At 41.3% G+C, this 16,553-nt stretch carries 22 protein-coding genes; 2 read left to right on the top strand and 20 right to left on the bottom strand.

Annotation, left to right across the window (positions count from 1 at the left end):
* Positions 1-169: 169 nt before the first annotated feature.
* The 12 genes from BUA79_RS05140 to BUA79_RS05190 form a co-directional block, all read right to left on the bottom strand.
* The gene (locus tag BUA79_RS05140) at positions 170-1,054 is read right to left on the bottom strand and encodes a sigma-70 family RNA polymerase sigma factor (RefSeq protein WP_073993298.1); all 885 of its coding nucleotides are present in this window, start codon (positions 1,052-1,054) and stop codon (positions 170-172) included.
* Positions 1,055-1,170: 116 nt separating this feature from the next.
* Positions 1,171-1,395: a hypothetical protein gene (locus BUA79_RS05145; RefSeq protein ID WP_073993299.1), complete on the bottom strand. Its 225-nt coding sequence runs from the start codon at positions 1,393-1,395 to the stop codon at positions 1,171-1,173.
* A 460-nt stretch (positions 1,396-1,855) separates the two neighbouring features.
* Positions 1,856-2,350, bottom strand: a complete 495-nt coding sequence (locus BUA79_RS05150) for a hypothetical protein (protein ID WP_073993300.1) — start codon at positions 2,348-2,350, stop codon at positions 1,856-1,858.
* Between the two features lie 33 nt (positions 2,351-2,383).
* Positions 2,384-2,602: a cold-shock protein gene (locus BUA79_RS05155; protein ID WP_073993301.1), complete on the bottom strand. Its 219-nt coding sequence runs from the start codon at positions 2,600-2,602 to the stop codon at positions 2,384-2,386.
* A 17-nt stretch (positions 2,603-2,619) separates the two neighbouring features.
* On the bottom strand, positions 2,620-2,832 hold the full coding sequence (locus tag BUA79_RS05160; protein ID WP_073993302.1) for a hypothetical protein: 213 nt from the start codon (positions 2,830-2,832) through the stop codon (positions 2,620-2,622).
* Positions 2,822-3,310, bottom strand: a complete 489-nt coding sequence (locus BUA79_RS05165) for a cold-shock protein (protein ID WP_073993303.1) — start codon at positions 3,308-3,310, stop codon at positions 2,822-2,824. Before BUA79_RS05165 ends, BUA79_RS05160 begins: the two co-directional genes overlap by 11 nt.
* Positions 3,311-3,314: 4 nt before the next feature.
* Positions 3,315-3,482 (bottom strand): hypothetical protein, encoded by a 168-nt coding sequence (locus tag BUA79_RS12475; RefSeq protein WP_178138539.1) that lies wholly within the window; start codon positions 3,480-3,482, stop codon positions 3,315-3,317.
* 209 nt (positions 3,483-3,691) lie between these two features.
* The gene (locus tag BUA79_RS05170; RefSeq protein WP_073993304.1) at positions 3,692-4,123 is read right to left on the bottom strand and encodes a hypothetical protein; all 432 of its coding nucleotides are present in this window, start codon (positions 4,121-4,123) and stop codon (positions 3,692-3,694) included.
* 270 nt (positions 4,124-4,393) lie between these two features.
* Entirely contained in the window at positions 4,394-5,932 is a 1,539-nt protein-coding gene (locus BUA79_RS05175; protein WP_073993305.1) for a DNA primase family protein, read from the bottom strand.
* A gap of 7 nt (positions 5,933-5,939) precedes the next feature.
* Entirely contained in the window at positions 5,940-6,719 is a 780-nt protein-coding gene (locus BUA79_RS05180) for a bifunctional DNA primase/polymerase (protein WP_207647317.1), read from the bottom strand.
* Between the two features lie 39 nt (positions 6,720-6,758).
* Positions 6,759-6,965: a DUF6462 family protein gene (locus BUA79_RS05185; RefSeq protein ID WP_073993307.1), complete on the bottom strand. Its 207-nt coding sequence runs from the start codon at positions 6,963-6,965 to the stop codon at positions 6,759-6,761.
* 40 nt (positions 6,966-7,005) lie between these two features.
* Positions 7,006-7,203: a helix-turn-helix domain-containing protein gene (locus BUA79_RS05190; protein WP_073993308.1), complete on the bottom strand. Its 198-nt coding sequence runs from the start codon at positions 7,201-7,203 to the stop codon at positions 7,006-7,008.
* A 170-nt stretch (positions 7,204-7,373) separates the two neighbouring features.
* Between BUA79_RS05190 and BUA79_RS05195 the strand changes: the two genes are divergently transcribed.
* Positions 7,374-7,976, top strand: coding sequence for a helix-turn-helix domain-containing protein (locus BUA79_RS05195; RefSeq protein ID WP_073993309.1), 603 nt, complete (start codon positions 7,374-7,376; stop codon positions 7,974-7,976).
* A gap of 267 nt (positions 7,977-8,243) precedes the next feature.
* On the opposite strand, the gene gdhA is transcribed toward BUA79_RS05195, so the two are convergent.
* The 5 genes from gdhA to pta all read right to left on the bottom strand — a co-directional run bounded on the left by gdhA (position 8,244) and on the right by pta (position 12,638).
* Complete coding sequence (gdhA, locus tag BUA79_RS05200) at positions 8,244-9,578, bottom strand: NADP-specific glutamate dehydrogenase (protein WP_073993310.1); 1,335 nt, start codon at positions 9,576-9,578, stop codon at positions 8,244-8,246.
* An 89-nt stretch (positions 9,579-9,667) separates the two neighbouring features.
* Positions 9,668-9,847 (bottom strand): 50S ribosomal protein L32, encoded by a 180-nt coding sequence (gene rpmF, locus BUA79_RS05205; protein WP_073993311.1) that lies wholly within the window; start codon positions 9,845-9,847, stop codon positions 9,668-9,670.
* A gap of 2 nt (positions 9,848-9,849) precedes the next feature.
* On the bottom strand, positions 9,850-10,368 hold the full coding sequence (locus BUA79_RS05210) for a YceD family protein (protein WP_073993312.1): 519 nt from the start codon (positions 10,366-10,368) through the stop codon (positions 9,850-9,852).
* A gap of 62 nt (positions 10,369-10,430) precedes the next feature.
* Complete coding sequence (locus tag BUA79_RS05215) at positions 10,431-11,627, bottom strand: acetate kinase (RefSeq protein WP_073993313.1); 1,197 nt, start codon at positions 11,625-11,627, stop codon at positions 10,431-10,433.
* A gap of 15 nt (positions 11,628-11,642) precedes the next feature.
* A complete protein-coding gene (gene pta, locus BUA79_RS05220; protein ID WP_073993314.1) occupies positions 11,643-12,638 on the bottom strand; it encodes a phosphate acetyltransferase in 996 nt (331 codons plus the stop codon).
* A gap of 204 nt (positions 12,639-12,842) precedes the next feature.
* Here pta and BUA79_RS05225 point away from each other — a divergent pair, with 204 nt between their 5' ends.
* Positions 12,843-14,084, top strand: coding sequence for a nucleotidyltransferase (locus BUA79_RS05225; RefSeq protein WP_178138540.1), 1,242 nt, complete (start codon positions 12,843-12,845; stop codon positions 14,082-14,084).
* Here the strand turns inward: BUA79_RS05225 and BUA79_RS05230 are convergent.
* Genes BUA79_RS05230 through BUA79_RS05240 form a run of 3 tightly spaced genes read right to left on the bottom strand, consistent with a single transcriptional unit; the run spans position 14,081 to position 16,546 of the window.
* Complete coding sequence (locus BUA79_RS05230; RefSeq protein ID WP_073993316.1) at positions 14,081-15,445, bottom strand: PFL family protein; 1,365 nt, start codon at positions 15,443-15,445, stop codon at positions 14,081-14,083. The genes BUA79_RS05225 and BUA79_RS05230 overlap by 4 nt on opposite strands.
* An 11-nt stretch (positions 15,446-15,456) precedes the next feature.
* Entirely contained in the window at positions 15,457-15,729 is a 273-nt protein-coding gene (locus tag BUA79_RS05235; protein WP_073993317.1) for an ACT domain-containing protein, read from the bottom strand.
* 16 nt (positions 15,730-15,745) lie between these two features.
* Complete coding sequence (locus BUA79_RS05240; protein ID WP_073993318.1) at positions 15,746-16,546, bottom strand: MBL fold metallo-hydrolase; 801 nt, start codon at positions 16,544-16,546, stop codon at positions 15,746-15,748.
* Between the last annotated feature and the right edge of the window lie 7 nt (positions 16,547-16,553).

A 16,553-nucleotide genomic window follows, 5' to 3' on the forward strand; every position in this document is an offset into this window, starting at 1 on the left:
AATATCCTAGATGTGATTTCAAATCGCACCTATTGCCAAGCATCCGATAATATGATAAAATCTATAACTGGTATCGGCTTGCTGATTACCACATTCGCCCGGTTGGTACTGCCTCAAATCTCCTAGAAATTTTTGTGGCTTGCCTCTGGGCGTTTTGCTATCTACTAATCTATTCGCCCATCTGCTTCCGCTCTAATTCAAATAACATGAATGCAGTTCTCTCTGTGCTGCTTGTCCATGTGTTACCGCCTCGCCATGCACTTGCCATAATCTCCTGGTACTTCTCTTTAAGCTTCCGTGTTGATTTATCCTTGCGGATTTTATTCAATGCCCTGCTCTCTTCTCCCCTGGCTTGTCCGGTAGTCATGCCGACTGATTCTCCTGCTGCCTTTAAGGATATATCGCTAAAATATCTCAATATCAATATTTCCTTTTCCGTATCGGTGCAGGCCGTGTCGATTATTGCCATTAAATCGGCTTTTAATTCTTCATTAAACAAAGTATCAATCACATTGTCTTCAAGGCTGAAATGGTCGCTCAGAGTGTCACAGAGGCACATATCATCCCCTTCGACTTGCAGTGGTGCATCAAGGTAAGCTATTTGTATACGCATAGCAGTATCTTTGATGTTGTCAAGCTGTGCCTGGTTAATATCCAAGTGGCCTTTATATTCTGCATCTATGGGCTTACGATTGTATTCCCTGAGATAGGCCGCTGTCACTTTGTTATACTTCTGTATGGAGCTGTTCAGGTATCGAGGAATTTTAACATCATTGCAATTTTCCAAATAAGAGAATAATGCCTGCCGAATCCACCAGATCGCATAAGTCATAAATAGGCATCCGCTCCCGGCATCGTATTTATCTACTGCACTGTGGATTCCCAGAAAGGCCTCCTGCATCAGGTCATCCATTTCAGAATATCCCTGAAATCGTGAGCAGATTTTATATAATAGCTTTTCATTCTGCCTATAAAGAGTTTCCATGTTATCCCTTACATTTATGCCCTGCTGAATTTCTGCCACTAGCTCCTCATTTGTTGCCACACGTTCCATAAACACCCCCTTAAAGTAATTTTATAATGTTCCCTTATAACTTTGCTTGCCTATACACAAAAAGCCTTAAATGGGCAAATTATGACGTTGCTATGTACCCACAGTGATTAGGTTGATTATAAGCCTGCTTCTGCTTCTGCCCTCTTCTTCGCTCTGTACTTGCGAACACGCTCCCTATTTTTGGCTTTGGCAATTTCCTCGGCACACTCTGGGCAATGGTCGGATGCATAGACGTTTCCGTTTGTATACACCTTATTGCACACCGGGCAGACTGCATGAGGCATATTTATAAATCCATACTTTTCACTTGGTACCTTCTTCCAAAAAACGCTATTTGCCATGAAATATCGCTTCCTTTCTGTAAAAAATCCTTTATGTTGCAAAATGTTTTTATATCCTTCTAAGTATCGTTGTAATGCTTACCTCGTAGGGGAGCTTGAAAATTGGCTGTGTGTTATAAAAAGGTTGACCGCCGGAAAGCCTACCTAGGATAAGCCATTCAAGGGCTGGGGGAGTATGTATTACCATGTTCACACCCTTCCAAAAAATTCTTATGTTGCCTATGCGACATATTTAAACCCCACCACCGGTACCACGTTCAGCCATCAGCCTTCACATGACAGGGGGCTGTAGTGTTTGCACTATCGACACGAACATAAAAATATTTCTGCAATAAATTATTATTATCTGTTGAATAAATCTGTAACGATATCCGCAATGCATCAAGGCTCCTGCCTCTGCTCTGCCTTTAAGATAAGGCGGCTGCTAGTCTACCCAACACGCCGCCCATTGTCCTATTGATTAATAAGTGTAACTCTTAGCTACCATCTTCAAGCGTGTAGCCTGTGAGTATGGGTGTCTGTTCAGCTCCTGCCTGAGTTCCTGCACTCTGTCTTCTGCATCCTTCTCTATGGCTTTGATTTCATCGTGTAACATGCGCTGGTAGTTGGTGTACTCCTTGCCTGCTTCAAGTGCTTCCGGGCTTGCGTTCACATCATCCAGGGATGCTTTGATAATCCCTTTGAGGTTGGTGTTGTCAATGCTGCGTTCCAGTTTGATTTCCTTCTCGATTGCATCCGCTTTAAGTGTAAGTTCTTTGGTGGCTTCCGGGTCCAGCTCCATCATGATCTGGTACTGTACCTGTTCGAGATTGAATGAAAGTTCTTCGATTCTCCGGTGTACGATATCCCTTTTATCATCATAGGCTTTCTTTGTTTCAATAATCTTTTCCAATCTCTTTACATACACCTCGGCGTTGCTTGCTTTGTCCATGTTGAATACTAATTCTTTTTTCATTTGTGTTATCCTCATTCTTTCTATTTGGTGTGGTTAGTTTATTGCAACTACGTTAACGGCTTCATTTCCTCGAATGGTTGTTGTCGTGTCATACTCAACGATCATGCCCTCTCTCAGGTCTTTCCAATCCGGGGTTAATACGTTGGCTGCCTGGAAGCTATAAGCCATAATATACCGGCCTTCTCTTCCTCTCGCTATCAGTCCGAATCCCTTATCTGTTAGCTTTATGATTCTGCCTATTTCCTTCTGCATTGCCGCCCTCTTCTCTCTTATACAGTTTTCTTTTTGAGTTCTTCGAGTTGCGCCCATGCCTCGTCCATTGCGGAAGCTGTGCAGCCTTCCCACTTATCAGACTTCATTTTATTAATTGATTCAATCATAACGGCTTCATTTTCTGTGATATAGCCGCCGGCCTTCTTAACCTTTGCCCAGGCTTCAAGCTTAGATATTTCCTGTTTGGTCAATTTCTTTTTAAGATTCATTGTCTTCACTCCTTTCTGATTTTATTAACTTTATAGCAATGGCTTCAGGTCCTTTTCTACCTTCCACGATATAAAATTGCATTATGTCGCCCTTGCACAGCTCCCTAAATTCGATATCAAGCAAGCTGTCTTGATGGAAGAACAGCGTTATAGGCCGTTCAGTCCTGTAATCTGCCTTTATAAAGCCGTATTTCCCTTCTGGCGATAGAAAGATAACCATGCCATGCTTTAAGCGTTCTTCTGGCTCTCTTCCTCGGACTATGTTTACGGCTATGGTGCCCTTCTCGGTATCCATAAGGTTAAATTCAACCGGGCATCCCCTGTAAAGAGTGTCAAAGTCCTGTGTGTCGCATGAGTGGAAGAAAGCCGATATAAAACCCTCTTCCGGTGTGATATCTGTTACGGCAATAAAGCCATATCCACCTGTTTCCTTTAGTGTCCGTATCAGTCCGCATCTGACTTCTGTCTGCATCTCCATTTCATTAATTTCCTTTCGTATTTAATCGTTTCCACAGTGGTTGTTTGTGTCTGCGCATCGCATCCATGTTCATATGTCGCAGAAAATCCCTTAATACCTTGCTGTCGGTGGTTTCTTTTGTAAAGCGTGTGATTAGTTCGTCCAGGCTCTCGCCATCTTTTCGATAAACCATGCTGCCCCTTCTCCCATCTGTCCATTTTTGTTTAAGTTTGAATCACTATATATATTTAAGCCGTACGGCATAATTCAATTATTTTGTTGCATTCATTCAGGTAATCCGATTTGGATGCCCTGTTATAATAATCCTGTAATACCCTCCTAAAATATTACAAGCTTTGTTTCCTCCTCGATTCGTGCAGCGGATCTGCAATAGTTGTTTTTCTATTCGCCTTTAGTACTGTCTACGATTTTTATTTTTTCAGGGCCTATCTTGTTTTTCAGCTCTTCTATCACATCATCCGATACATCCCAGTCACAACGCATAACCCTTTTCTGCGCTTCATTTTGTAAATATACAATGATTTCGTTTTTTTCATTGGCATCTCCCCAATCTCTGTGGTTATTATTATGAGAAATACCATCAAGATAATTCAAATGCTCTTCGGCTGCTTCCATGTCTTTGAACATTACCCATATTTGCCTTGTCCTTCTTATCACCGGTTCGGCTAATTCAACTAACACTTCTGCCAATGTCATGTTTCTTAACATGCATTTTTTGTTTTCCATTTTTAAAATACATCTGTCACAACTATCATATGAATCACAGTGCTCCATGAGGTCCATGACCGTTGAGATTACTTGTTTATTCGTCATTCTAAATAGCTCCTTTCGTTTTTACATTCTACATTTTCTCTGATTCTACATTTGTCTACATTTGTGTTTTTCACAATGTAGCCGCTATAACCATTGATTTTACTAGCTTTTTAGCAATTTTCTACATTCTACATTTACGGTTCCAAATCTAGTATATATACACATAATTATTTATATATTTTCTATTTATTAATGGGTATAAAGAATGTAGATTGTAGATTATTCATTTAATCAACGTATTTATAAGGCTTTGCGGCTCTACATTGTGCTCTACATTTGTACTTTTTCTACATTTGTAAATGTAGAATTATGAAATTTCCCCTGGATAACCTTATTCTCCTGGTTAAGGACTGGCTCAGATTCTACATTAATCCTTATATTGATAAACACATCTGCTTTTGAATCAAGGGCATTTAATTGTTTTCCGTATGACAGGTTTCGCTTGTAATTCTCTTCCCCTATATATTTTTTCATTTCCGAGGTGAAAATATACTGTGTTATCTTGAAATTCGTTAGATCAGGAAGGTCTCCGTAGCCTGTCCTAAGATGCCCTTCCTTGACCAGGTAACTTGTATATTCGGTATATAGGTCCCGGTTGCTGATTCTATCCTCTTTGTTATCCGTGAAAACAATACACTCTTTGAAAAATTTATAAATTGTATCGGATGACATAAGCATTTCTTCCTGGTTGCTATAAATTTCGTCCGGGACCGTGAACTCCTGGTTGTTATCGATAAATATTTGCAGCTGTTCAATTGCCCTCTGAATCACATACTCCATATTGATTTTCTTTTCCAGGCCCTTCACCTGTTTGCTTTTTGGAATCGCATTCTTAAATTTATAGATAAGCATCCGTTCGCTGATTGATGATTTATCACTTACAAAGAAGTTTGGTACTGTGTTCCCAGAAAATATCAGCATAGCCTTGTTAACAAACTCAACGGAAGCTTTAAACTTCATGCTAGCGTTTACGGTATCGCCTCCGCTGAGCTGTTTTAGAAGTGTATCATTTGATACGTTCATAGCTGGTGTTTCTGCACAGATATTTGCTCTCTTTCCAATAATCCCGGCAAATTCTTTTGATAGCTCATCGGTTAATACTCTTAGTCCTACGTTGCTATAATCCCTGCTGCCATCTGAATTCGTTAATAAGTTTTCTGCCAGATGCATGAATACGCTCTTTCCGGAATCCTTTACGCCGCTAAAATAAAATATATTCTTGAAGCTTCTGTACCCTGATATCAGCACTCCTAATATTTGATAGAGGAAGTTAATATCTTCTATGGAACCATTTGTTACACAGTCAAAATAGGAATCTGCAAACTTGCACCTTGCTGCATTCGGGTTATAGTTGTATCCAACTTGATTGATAAAAATCAGCTTGTCGGCTTCCTCATCATCATATGCCTTGAAGTCCATCTTTCTGGTATCCAAAACACCATTGGCAAAACTGATGTAATTTTCCGGTGCTAAATCCTCATCATTTATGATTAAATCGTAATCCATGCATAGCAGCTCTTCACAGTCTCGAATATTTGAAGGAATCCGATATTCTTCTGGAATCGCTTTGCTTATCAGCAACTTGATATCATCAATCTGTGAATAATAATGATTTTTGCGAATTCTGAATTGCCCTTTATAAACCTTGATGTCATATTCGCTCTTCATAAACATCGATAACTGTGGAACTGAAACTTTATAGCCTTTTTCGGGCCGCTGCGGATCCTTTGGAATTATGAATGTTTTTCCATACGGTTGTTCTATATTCGTTTTTCCAATCTGTTCATTTAGTTCTTGTTGCGTTATCACTTTTTTCTCACCTACCTTTCTCTCGTAGTCTTAATGCACTTTTCAGTTTTTTTCTAATTGTGTGTTCTGGTAATGGTGGTAAACAATTTTCCTGATTAACTTGGAACATAAGCATTAATGCCTTTTCATCATCAACTCCCTTTGCCAACAGTGAGCAGGCAAGCCTGAACATCACATCATCTCGTTCGCCCTGGAGTATCTGCTCCGGAAGTGTGAATCTGTTACCATTTGCTATCTTTTGTTCCTTTTTGTACTGCATTCCATCAATGATGAATTTGAACACTTGATCATCAGCCCTTGCCAGTCCATTGTCATATGAGGAACACTCAAAAATATATCTTTTTCCGCTTGGGCCAATGCTTGGCGGTGCGATTATGCATCCACCTTCGCCCCGGATGTCAACTCCTGAAGTCGAATCAAATAACCCTTGCGTACTATCTACCACCAAATCACTCTGATAATATAAATGTGTTCCCCCAGAGGCTGATATAACTTCGATAGTCGGCGGCAGCTCTCCGTTTTGTCTTTCCCATTCTCTGAGATAATCAAGGCCGTTTATGTCCAGGTCCGGCTTTAAATCAAAATCTAGCACTATCAGCCCCTTAGACTTTTCTCCGGTTGCTATTGCAATGTTTGCATTAGGCCATCTCTGAAACCACTTTATTACCTGCTCCCGGTCCTTTGAAGCATCATTGAAACCATGCTCCGTCAAGAATCGGCTCTTGCTCCGGCTTTCAAGTGGTACAATGGAAAAACCTTGCTCAATATAAGATAATGCAAATTTCATCATGTAAACCACTTCAACTCCTGCCTTTAAGAGATCTCGTTATACAGATAATTCATCCAGGAGGAATTTATCAATCTTTTCCCGGTGAAATCTCCGGACCTTCCCGAATCTTATGTTTCCTTCACACATATCAGCGATCTTGGAGATTGAATTGGCTCCCATTGAATAACGCTGCTTTGCCTGCTCCAATGTTAATGCTATAACTTGATCTAAATTAACTTCCTGAGTTTCTAGTGCTCGTCCCATACTTACTCCCTTCTCCCCTGGTTAAGTCCAGGATAAATGCTTATGATTTAATTAAATCTTCAACTTGTACATTTAACGCTCTTGCTAATTTACCAATTGTCTGTATTCTTGGTTCCTGGGACCCTTTTAAAATTCTTGAGATTGTAACAGTATCAACACCAGATAACTTCGATATCTCAATCATTGATAAGCAAGATTTAGCTGCCAATATATTTAGCTTGTTGCTATCTATTCTCATAGTTTCACCTCCCCTTCATGCTTCATTTGTTATCTTAAGTATACGCTTCATTTGTTGTCATGTCAAGTCATAAAAAACAATAAAGTTACACTTGTTGTCTTAATTGATTTGTGTTAATATTAGGTTGAACCTTAAACATATTTATATACCGGAAATTCGGAGGGAATATTATGAATCTAGGAGAAAAAATAAAAACCATTAGATTATATAAAGGAATGAAACAATCTGAATTAGCTGACAAAGCCTCTATTTCAAGAGTTTCAATTGGTAATTATGAGAGGGGAGATAGAATTCCAAGTACGGAAATTTTATTTAAGATTGCTGCAGCTCTAGAAGTACCTGTATGGGATTTACTTGGAATAGATAAACAGCAAGCGATTAATGAAATCGATTCCCCTGATGAAAACAATGGATTGAATTATAAAAGTCTGCTGGATCAGGAAGAAAGACAGAAAAAAGATAAACTTAGGGAGAAACTCAAAGAAGGCGATAAAGGAATGGCTCAAGATGAATTATTTGATATTGTCGACAATCTTAGTCATTTTAATGTTCGTGAAGGTTTATCTGAAAGTGAACTAAAAAGGATAACTTGTTTTTTTAACAGCTATAATTGTGACTTTTCATATAACTATGCCAGTGAAAGATATATATTGAAAAACAATAAAACCGACAAGGAAATACTTATTTCCGCAAGTGAATTGATTGACTTTGTAAGTGAGGTAATGTTCACGATTGAAGAGAAGATAAAGGAACTATTCTTCACATATGAATAAGGCCGCCCGGAAGAGCATCCAGAAGATATAAAGAAAGCCCCTGCATCTCTGCAAGGGCTATTTTTTTTGGAATTTTGTATCAAAGTTGTATCAAAATCAATATTGAACGCTTGAAAACCTCGCAAAATAAGGGTTTCTTGCTCTAAATTTAGTATATAGTTAATATACTAAATAATAAAATATAAATCAATATAAAGTTTTCCCAAAACCACGATAAAAAGGGGAAAGTAACGGTACTTTCCCCCTCAATCTGTTGTATTGAAATTATCAAACGATACCCTGTGCATTCATTGCATCAACTATTTTTTCAAAGCCTGCAATGTTCGCTCCGGCAACATAATTGTTTTCCAGCCCATATCTTCTTGCCGCATCATCAATATTGTGGAAAATATTCACCATTATAGTCTGCAGCTTAGAATCAACTTCCTCAAAGGACCAGGACAGTCTTTCACTGTTTTGCGTCATTTCCAGGGCCGAAGTGGCAACTCCGCCGGCATTGGCAGCCTTGCCCGGGGCAAAAAGGACACCATGCTGTAAAAAATATTCCGTTGCATCGGCTGTGGTCGGCATGTTGGCACCTTCTGCCACGGCAATACATCCATTGGAAACGAGTGCCTCTGCATCTTCCAAAAATAGTTCATTTTGCGTTGCACAAGGAAGTGCGATGTCACATTTGACGGTCCAGACGCCTCTGCCTTCATGGTATTCGGAATTTGGTCTGTGCTTTTTGTATTCAGTCAGGCGCTGCCTTTTGATTTCCTTGATTTCTTTCAAAACAGAAATATCAATTCCGTCCGGATCGAAAATCCATCCTGTGGAATCGGAAGCCGTAACCGCTTTTGCACCCAGTTGATGTGCCTTCTGAATGGCGTAGATCGCTACGTTTCCGGAACCGGATACGACAACGGTCATCCCGTTAATATCCTTTCCGTTTTTCTTTAACATTTCTTCCGTCAGATACAAAACACCATAGCCAGTTGCTTCGGTACGCGCGAGAGATCCTCCATATGACAGTCCTTTTCCAGTGAGAACGCCTTCATAAAGTCCGCGGATTCTTTTGTACTGACCGAACATATATCCGATCTCTCTCGCTCCAGTTCCAATGTCTCCAGCCGGAACGTCAGTATCTGCTCCGATATGCTTGCACAGCTCTGTCATGAAACTCTGACAGAATGACATTACTTCCCTGTCGGATTTGCCTTTCGGATCAAAATCCGATCCACCCTTTCCGCCGCCAATAGGAAGACCGGTCAGAGAATTTTTGAAAATCTGCTCAAATCCGAGAAATTTAACAATTCCGCTATTAACAGAAGGATGAAGGCGTATGCCTCCTTTATATGGGCCGATTGCACTGTTGAACTGTATGCGATATCCGGTATTGACGTGGGCCTGTCCGTTATCATCCACCCAGGGAACCCTGAACTTAAGCTGCCTTTCCGGATTCACGATTCTTTCCAGAAGGGCATCCCTTCTGAACTGTTCTTCATTCTGCTCCACTACAGGCTTCAGAGACCCAAAGACCTCCCTGACAGCCTGATGGAACTCCAGTTCTCCGGGATTCTGCATTACAACTAAGTCAATTACCTCGTCTACATACGCCATTTTTCAGCCTCCTACAAATAATATTTTTCTTAAAAAAACGGGGCATATAAATATGCCCCGTCAGATTTTGTTGGAAATAATCTTACAGACTAGTCAACGCTGATAATCTCTTTTTTATTGTATGAGCCACAAGCCTTGCACACTCTGTGGGGCATCATTAAAGTACCGCACTTGCTACATTTTACAAGGTTAGGAGCTGACATTTTCCAATTAGCCCTGCGCTTGTCCCTTCTGGCTTTTGAACTTTTATTCTTTGGACATATAGACATGGTTACACCTCCTTATATTCATTAAAAACATCAAGAATCTTGGACATCCTGGGGTCTAATGCAGCTGAATCGCATCCGCAGTCCGTAAAGTTACGGTTAGCGCCGCATTTTTTGCATATTCCCAAACAGTCCGGCTTGCAAAGGACTTTCATGGGAACATCCGCCAAAATCTCTTCATGAATAAGCCGATCTAAATCCAGAGACTCTCCGACGATGAAATCTTTCTCGTCTAAAGGATCCGGTTCCGTCTCACTCAAGTCAATTTCCTTGGAAATGTTTACTTGAAATTTTGTTATAACTTCCTCTAGACATCTGTCACAAGGAATTGCCAAAGAGATATCTGCCTGGACCTCCATAAGAATTTTCCTGATTCCGATATTCGTCAATTTCAGAACAAACGGACTCTTATGGTTAATTCTATACGAAGAATGACCGGTGTCAATATGATCCGTTTCAATTTCAACCGTTAATTCTTCAATTCTGGCATTTTCTGACAGAACACGTGAAAGGTCAATCAGCATGTTATCCTCTTTTCTATAGCACTTAAGTATTATAACTACGTAACCAATTTTTGTCAATAATATTATTTTGTTACGAGTTTAACTGTATCTCTTGCAATCATTACCTCTTCGTTGGTTGGGATAACCATTGCTGTAACGGTCGAATCATCGGTTGTTACAATTGCCTCAACGCCTCTTACGTTGTTTTTGACTGGATCCAGCTTCACGCCAGCGCAGGTTAAACCGTCGCACACAACCTGTCGGATATAAGAGTCATTTTCACCAAGTCCGGCCGTAAAGATAATTACATCCACGCCGTTTAATGCAGCTATGTAGGAACCAACATATTTAATCAGGTGGTATGCAAATACTTCCATTGCCCTAAGAGCATTTGGATCGCCTTTTTTCATGCCTTCTTCAAGATCCCTGAAATCGCTTGTAAATGTCGAAATACCAAGAACTCCTGATTCCTTATTCAGTACATTCATTACGCCTTGAAGGTCCAGGTTTTCTTTCTGCGCAATGAAATCAATGATGGCAGGATCGATGTCGCCGCTGCGGGTTCCCATGATAAGCCCTTCCAGAGGTGTAAGACCCATGCTTGTATCGATGGATTTGCCTCCTTCGATAGCACAGACACTGGCTCCGTTTCCAAGGTGGCATACGATTATTTTAAGATCTTCAATTGGCTTGCCAAGAATTTCCGCCGCGCGATGTGAAACATAGCTATGGGAAGTTCCGTGGAAACCATATCTTCTAACTTTATATTTCTCATAATATTTGTAAGGGATGCCATAAATGAATGCTTTTTCTGGCATAGTCTGATGGAATGCAGTATCGAATACAGCAACCATTGGTGTTCCCGGCATTAATTCCTGGCAGGCATTGATACCGATTAAGTTAGCCGGATTATGCAGAGGAGCAAGGTCGTTGCATTCTTCAATTGCTTTAAGTACTTCTTCATTTATGATAGTGGATGATTTAAACTTTTCTCCGCCATGTACAACTCTGTGGCCGACTGCATCGATTTCTTTCAGGGATGTGATGACACCGTTCTGTGCATCTGTTAAGGAGGAAAGAACCAGTGCTATTGCTTCCTTATGCGTAGGCATAGGGGTTTCTGTTGTAATCTTAGCCTGACCTTCTTTATTATATACGATTCTGCTTCCTTCTATTCCGATTCTTTCACACAATCCTTTTGCGGTTACATTTTCCGTACCGGAATCGATAAGCTGGAATTTAAGTGATGAGCTTCCGCAATTAATTACTAATATATTCATGATTTTCCTCCAATATTATTCTGCCTGTGCCTGAACTACTGTTATTGCAATAACTCCAACGATATCAGCTGAGCTGCATCCTCTTGACAAGTCATTTATAGGACTTGCGATACCCTGCAATACAGGTCCGAAAGCTTCTGCTTTGGCAAGTCTCTGTACAAGTTTATATCCGATATTTCCTGCATCAAGGTCGGGGAACACTAAAACATTCGCCTGTCCGGCCACTCTGCTTCCCGGAGCTTTCATGTCAGCTACAGAAGGAACTATTGCGGCATCCAGCTGTAATTCACCGTCAATTAAATATTCTGGATGATTCTCTTTTGCAAGCTTAACGGCTTCAGCAACTTTCGTTACATCTGCATGTTTAGCACTTCCCATAGTTGAATGGGACAGCATGGCAACTTTAGCTTCTGAACCCATAAGGTGCTGGAAAGATGCTGCAGTGCTTGCAGCAATTTCAGAAAGTTCTTCAGATGTAGGGTTTTGAACAAGCCCGCAGTCTGAGAACATGAAAATTCCGTTATCCCCAAATTCGCAATCAGGAACTTCAAGGAGTATATATGAAGACACCAGTTTTGTACCAGGTTTTGTCTTAATAATCTGTAATGCAGGACGTAACGTATTTGCCGTAGAATGGCAAGCGCCGGACACAACACCATCAGCAGCCCCATCTTTTACCATAAGGCAGGCATAAAACATATAATCTTCCATTATAAGTTTTCTGGCTTCTTCCGGAGTCATACCTTTGCTCTTTCTGAGCTCTACTAAAAGATCAATATATCTTTCAGTATCTTTTGATGTGGCAGGATCAATGATTTCCGCTTTTGAAAAATCAAGTCCCTCCCCATATTTTTTAATGTCCGCATCTGTTCCGATAATTACGATATCGGCAAAATCCTCTTTTAATGCGACAGCAGCAGCTTCAAAGGTCCTTCTGTCCATAGACTCAGGTAATACGATTCTTTTCTTATTTGCTTTGGCTTTTTGTTTCAGACTTTCTATGCAATTCATCTTAACAAATTCCTTTCCATATTAATATAGTAATGCGCAACACACATTATAACGCAGATTTAAATTGTATACAAGTTTACATTCGCCATTTCATTGTACTAAATTAAAAACAATGTGACTTTTATTCAAAATTTGGTAATATATTGTCCTTTTCGTGATTAACATGGTAGAATGTATTCATTACATTTTTTTGGGGGTTACGCCTTGAGCTGTGTCGGTATAGTAGTTGAATTCAATCCGTTCCATAACGGACATTTGTATCTGATAGATAAGGCCCGCGAAGTGACGGGGGCTGATTTTGTAGTGGTAGTAATGAGTGGAAACTATGTCCAGAGGGGGGGGCCGGCATTTATTGACAAATACAGCCGTGCCCGAGCCTGCCTCGAAAACGGTGTGGATCTTGTCATAGAGCTGCCGGTTTATTATGCAACGGCCAGTGCGGAATATTTTGCTTCCGGAGCCATAAGCCTTTTAGATAATTTGGGAATAGTTGATTATATCGCGTTCGGGAGTGAATGCGGCAATCAGGAAGATCTTCACGACATATCTGCCATCCTCTCCGGAGAGCCGGAAGAATTCAAACGCACGCTGAAAGAATGTTTAAGCAGGGGCATGACTTTTCCTTCTGCCCGGGTTCAAGCCCTTCTGCACTGTGCTGCAACGGAGAAGAAAGCATCCTTTGCAGAGATTCTTTCCAGTCCCAACAACATCCTGTCTATCGAATATCTGAAGGCATTAAGTAAACGAAATAGCAAAATCACACCGGTCAGCATTCCAAGAATAGGGGCAGGCTACCATGATGAAGCACTTTCCTCATGCTATTCCAGCGCCACATCTATCCGCCGTCATATTCTGTCTGGATCCGATACGCACATTCTGAAAGATTGTATGCCTCCTGTTTCCTATAATATACTTTCAGAAAGTATGAAAAGGACTGGGCCAATCGTGGAAAATGACTTCTCCTCCATTTTGGGAGAAAAAATACTCCTGACCTCCGCCGCCTGGCTTTCTGACTATTTCGATGTTTCCGATGAGATTGCCAGGCGCATGGAAAACAACCGCTACAGCTTCATCAACTATAATCAGTTTACATCCCTGCTGAAAACCAGGGACATAACCGAAGCACATGTTCGAAGGGCGCTTCTTCACATCCTGCTTGGGATCAGAAGGAATAAGGTGGAGGCCTGCATACAGGAGGATTATGTGTCCTATATCCGAATTCTAGGATTCAAAAAAGCCTCGTCCTCCCTTTTAACCTTGTTAAAAGAAAAAACGAAGCTCCCGATTATAACTAAAACAGCGGATGCTTTTGAATACCTGGGACCAAACGGCCGAATCATGTTTGAGGACGGACTTAATGCAGATCATCTGTACCGTCTCATAGCCATGGACAGGTCTGAAACACTCCTGCCTAACGAGTTCACGAACGGGCTGGTTATACTTTAATTTTTAAAGCTGTGTATTGGAGCGGGAATCCTTCCGGCACGGTTCACGAATGCATCGCAGGAAAACGGATTCACCTGCATAATTGGTGCATATCCAAGAAGACCGCCAAAATGAGCCACCTCTCCTACCCCTTTTCCTATAACCGGAATCAATCTGACCGCGGTTGTTTTTTGGTTGATCATCCCAATTGCAGACTCGTCAGCTATAATGCCGGAAATAGTGGATGCTTTTGTATCGCCAGGGATGGCAATCATGTCCAATCCAACCGAACACACACAGGTCATGGCCTCAAGCTTCTCGATTGTGAGGGCACCTGCCTGCACGGCGTCAATCATACCCTGGTCCTCACTGACGGGAATGAATGCACCGCTCAATCCTCCGACGTAGGAAGATGCCATTACGCCGCCCTTTTTGACCTGGTCATTAAGCAAGGCAAGTGCAGCTGTTGTTCCCGGGGCACCAACCCTTTCCAGTCCGATTTCCTGAAGGATATCGGCAACACTATCACCGATAGCCGGAGTCGGAGCCAGTGATAAATCAACAATCCCAAAAGGTATATTGAGTCTGCGAGACGCTTCCCTGGCAACCAGCTGACCTACCCTGGTAACCTTGAAGGATGTTTTCTTAATCGTTTCACACAAAACCTCAAAACTTTCTCCCCTGACTTTTTCCAGAGCTTTTTTTACAACGCCGGGACCGCTTACACCCACATTAATAACGGCATCCGCTTCAGTTACACCGTGGAAAGCACCTGCCATAAAAGGATTGTCATCTGGCGCATTGCAGAACACTACCAGTTTGGCACAGCCGATGGAATCCTCATCTTTAGTAAGCTGGGCTGTTTCAAGTATGATTTCGCCCATCAGACGTACTGCGTCCATGTTAATACCGGTTCTGGTGGAACCCAGATTCACGGAGCTGCACACTCTTTCCGTAACGGATAAAGCCTCTGGTATGGATTTCATAAGCAACTCATCGGCTTTGGTCGACCCTTTTGATACCAGAGCTGAATATCCGCCAATGAAATTTACACCCGTCTGCTTTGCGGCCTTATCAAGCACTCTGGCAATTTCTACGAAGTCCTGTGTTGTTTTGCATGCCGAGGCACCGATTATAGCAATCGGTGTAATTGAAATTCGTTTGTTGACAATGGGTACGCCAAATTCTTTACCGATTTCATCGCCAGTTGCCACGAGGTTTTCAGCGATTCTTGTTATTTTTTCATAAATATTTGTCTTAAGAGTCTCCAGATTACCATCGATACAATCCAGAAGACTAATTCCCAGGGTGATTGTCCGGACGTCCAGATTCTCCTGGTCAATCATTTTGTTCGTTTCATTGACTTCAAAAATATTAAGCATATATCCTCCGATTATATCCTGTGCATTGAATTAAAGATTTTTTCGCTCTGCATTCTTATCTGAACACCGATTTCTTCTCCAACATGTGAAATTTCCTCTGACAGTTCTAAGATAGATTTAGCTGAACCGGATATGTCCGCAATCATCATCATGTTGAAATAACCTTCCACAATTGTCTGTGAAATGTCCAGTACATTTACATTGTTGTCTGCCAGATATGTGCAGACCTTCGCGATAATTCCGACAGTATCCCTGCCGATAACGGTAATAATTGTTTTTTCCATTTTTCATTCCCTCACTTTAAAATTCGATTAATTCAGATACACAGTTATATTTTGCAATATGAATCGGAAAATCATCCGCTTTATATTCGTTGTCTGCGGACATAATCTCTGTGCGCACAGTTTCATAAGCCAGCATGTCATAGTTGTTTTCCCGGCTCAGATGCCCCAGAACTATATGTCTCACTTTATCATGCAAAAATCCGGACAGAAGTTTTCCGGCATTTTCATTGGATAAATGTCCTTTGTCACTAAGTATTCTCTGTTTCAGGTAATACGGATAGCTTCCGGTCTGCACCATATTGACATCATGATTTGCCTCCAGAAGGATGGCATCCGCACCAGCTATATTCTCCATGATGTAATCATCATATCGGCCCAGATCCGTGAGTACAGCCAGGGTCCTGTCCTTATCTTCCAGACGGAATGCTACTGGATTTGCGGCATCATGGGAAATCATAAAAGGCTTTATTCGTAGGTCATCCACGTGGAAAAACTCATCGGGCCGTATGGTGTTGAAATGTTCGCTCTGCATTTTCCCCAGAGATCCGATTGTTAATATTTCCTGGACAGTTTCCTGCGTGGCATAAACAGGGATGTCGTATTTACGCAAAACAACCCCCAGACCATTTGTATGGTCAATGTGTTCATGCGTTATTAGAATGGCGCTGATATCCTTCAAAGAAATCCCTACAGAGTTCATGAGCCCTTCTTCGATTCTCTTCTTGCTGATTCCGGCGTCAATCAGTATATGAGTGTCACCTGAACCCACATATATACAGTTTCCGGTACTGCCGCTCGCTATGGTCGTAATATTCATAAGTCCC

Origin of the sequence: Parasporobacterium paucivorans DSM 15970, assembly GCF_900141895.1 — a bacterium.
Lineage (GTDB): Bacteria > Bacillota > Clostridia > Lachnospirales > Lachnospiraceae > Parasporobacterium > Parasporobacterium paucivorans.

Coding starts and splice junctions, on each gene's coding strand:
- BUA79_RS05165 (WP_073993303.1), bottom strand. CDS start 3,310: ATGGAGATGCAGACAGAAGTCAGATGCGGACTGATACGGACACTAAAG.
- BUA79_RS05150 (WP_073993300.1), bottom strand. CDS start 2,350: ATGAAAAAAGAATTAGTATTCAACATGGACAAAGCAAGCAACGCCGAG.
- BUA79_RS05230 (WP_073993316.1), bottom strand. CDS start 15,445: ATGCTTAATATTTTTGAAGTCAATGAAACGAACAAAATGATTGACCAG.
- BUA79_RS05190 (WP_073993308.1), bottom strand. CDS start 7,203: ATGAGAATAGATAGCAACAAGCTAAATATATTGGCAGCTAAATCTTGC.
- BUA79_RS05160 (WP_073993302.1), bottom strand. CDS start 2,832: ATGAATCTTAAAAAGAAATTGACCAAACAGGAAATATCTAAGCTTGAA.
- BUA79_RS05210 (WP_073993312.1), bottom strand. CDS start 10,368: ATGCTGATTGACCTTTCACGTGTTCTGTCAGAAAATGCCAGAATTGAA.
- BUA79_RS05140 (WP_073993298.1), bottom strand. CDS start 1,054: ATGGAACGTGTGGCAACAAATGAGGAGCTAGTGGCAGAAATTCAGCAG.
- BUA79_RS05215 (WP_073993313.1), bottom strand. CDS start 11,627: ATGAATATATTAGTAATTAATTGCGGAAGCTCATCACTTAAATTCCAG.
- BUA79_RS05170 (WP_073993304.1), bottom strand. CDS start 4,123: ATGACGAATAAACAAGTAATCTCAACGGTCATGGACCTCATGGAGCAC.
- BUA79_RS05155 (WP_073993301.1), bottom strand. CDS start 2,602: ATGCAGAAGGAAATAGGCAGAATCATAAAGCTAACAGATAAGGGATTC.
- BUA79_RS05240 (WP_073993318.1), bottom strand. CDS start 16,546: ATGAATATTACGACCATAGCGAGCGGCAGTACCGGAAACTGTATATAT.
- BUA79_RS05235 (WP_073993317.1), bottom strand. CDS start 15,729: ATGGAAAAAACAATTATTACCGTTATCGGCAGGGATACTGTCGGAATT.
- BUA79_RS12475 (WP_178138539.1), bottom strand. CDS start 3,482: ATGGTTTATCGAAAAGATGGCGAGAGCCTGGACGAACTAATCACACGC.
- BUA79_RS05180 (WP_207647317.1), bottom strand. CDS start 6,719: ATGAAATTTGCATTATCTTATATTGAGCAAGGTTTTTCCATTGTACCA.
- pta (WP_073993314.1), bottom strand. CDS start 12,638: ATGAATTGCATAGAAAGTCTGAAACAAAAAGCCAAAGCAAATAAGAAA.
- BUA79_RS05145 (WP_073993299.1), bottom strand. CDS start 1,395: ATGGCAAATAGCGTTTTTTGGAAGAAGGTACCAAGTGAAAAGTATGGA.
- rpmF (WP_073993311.1), bottom strand. CDS start 9,847: ATGTCTATATGTCCAAAGAATAAAAGTTCAAAAGCCAGAAGGGACAAG.
- BUA79_RS05195 (WP_073993309.1), top strand. CDS start 7,374: ATGAATCTAGGAGAAAAAATAAAAACCATTAGATTATATAAAGGAATG.
- gdhA (WP_073993310.1), bottom strand. CDS start 9,578: ATGGCGTATGTAGACGAGGTAATTGACTTAGTTGTAATGCAGAATCCC.
- BUA79_RS05185 (WP_073993307.1), bottom strand. CDS start 6,965: ATGGGACGAGCACTAGAAACTCAGGAAGTTAATTTAGATCAAGTTATA.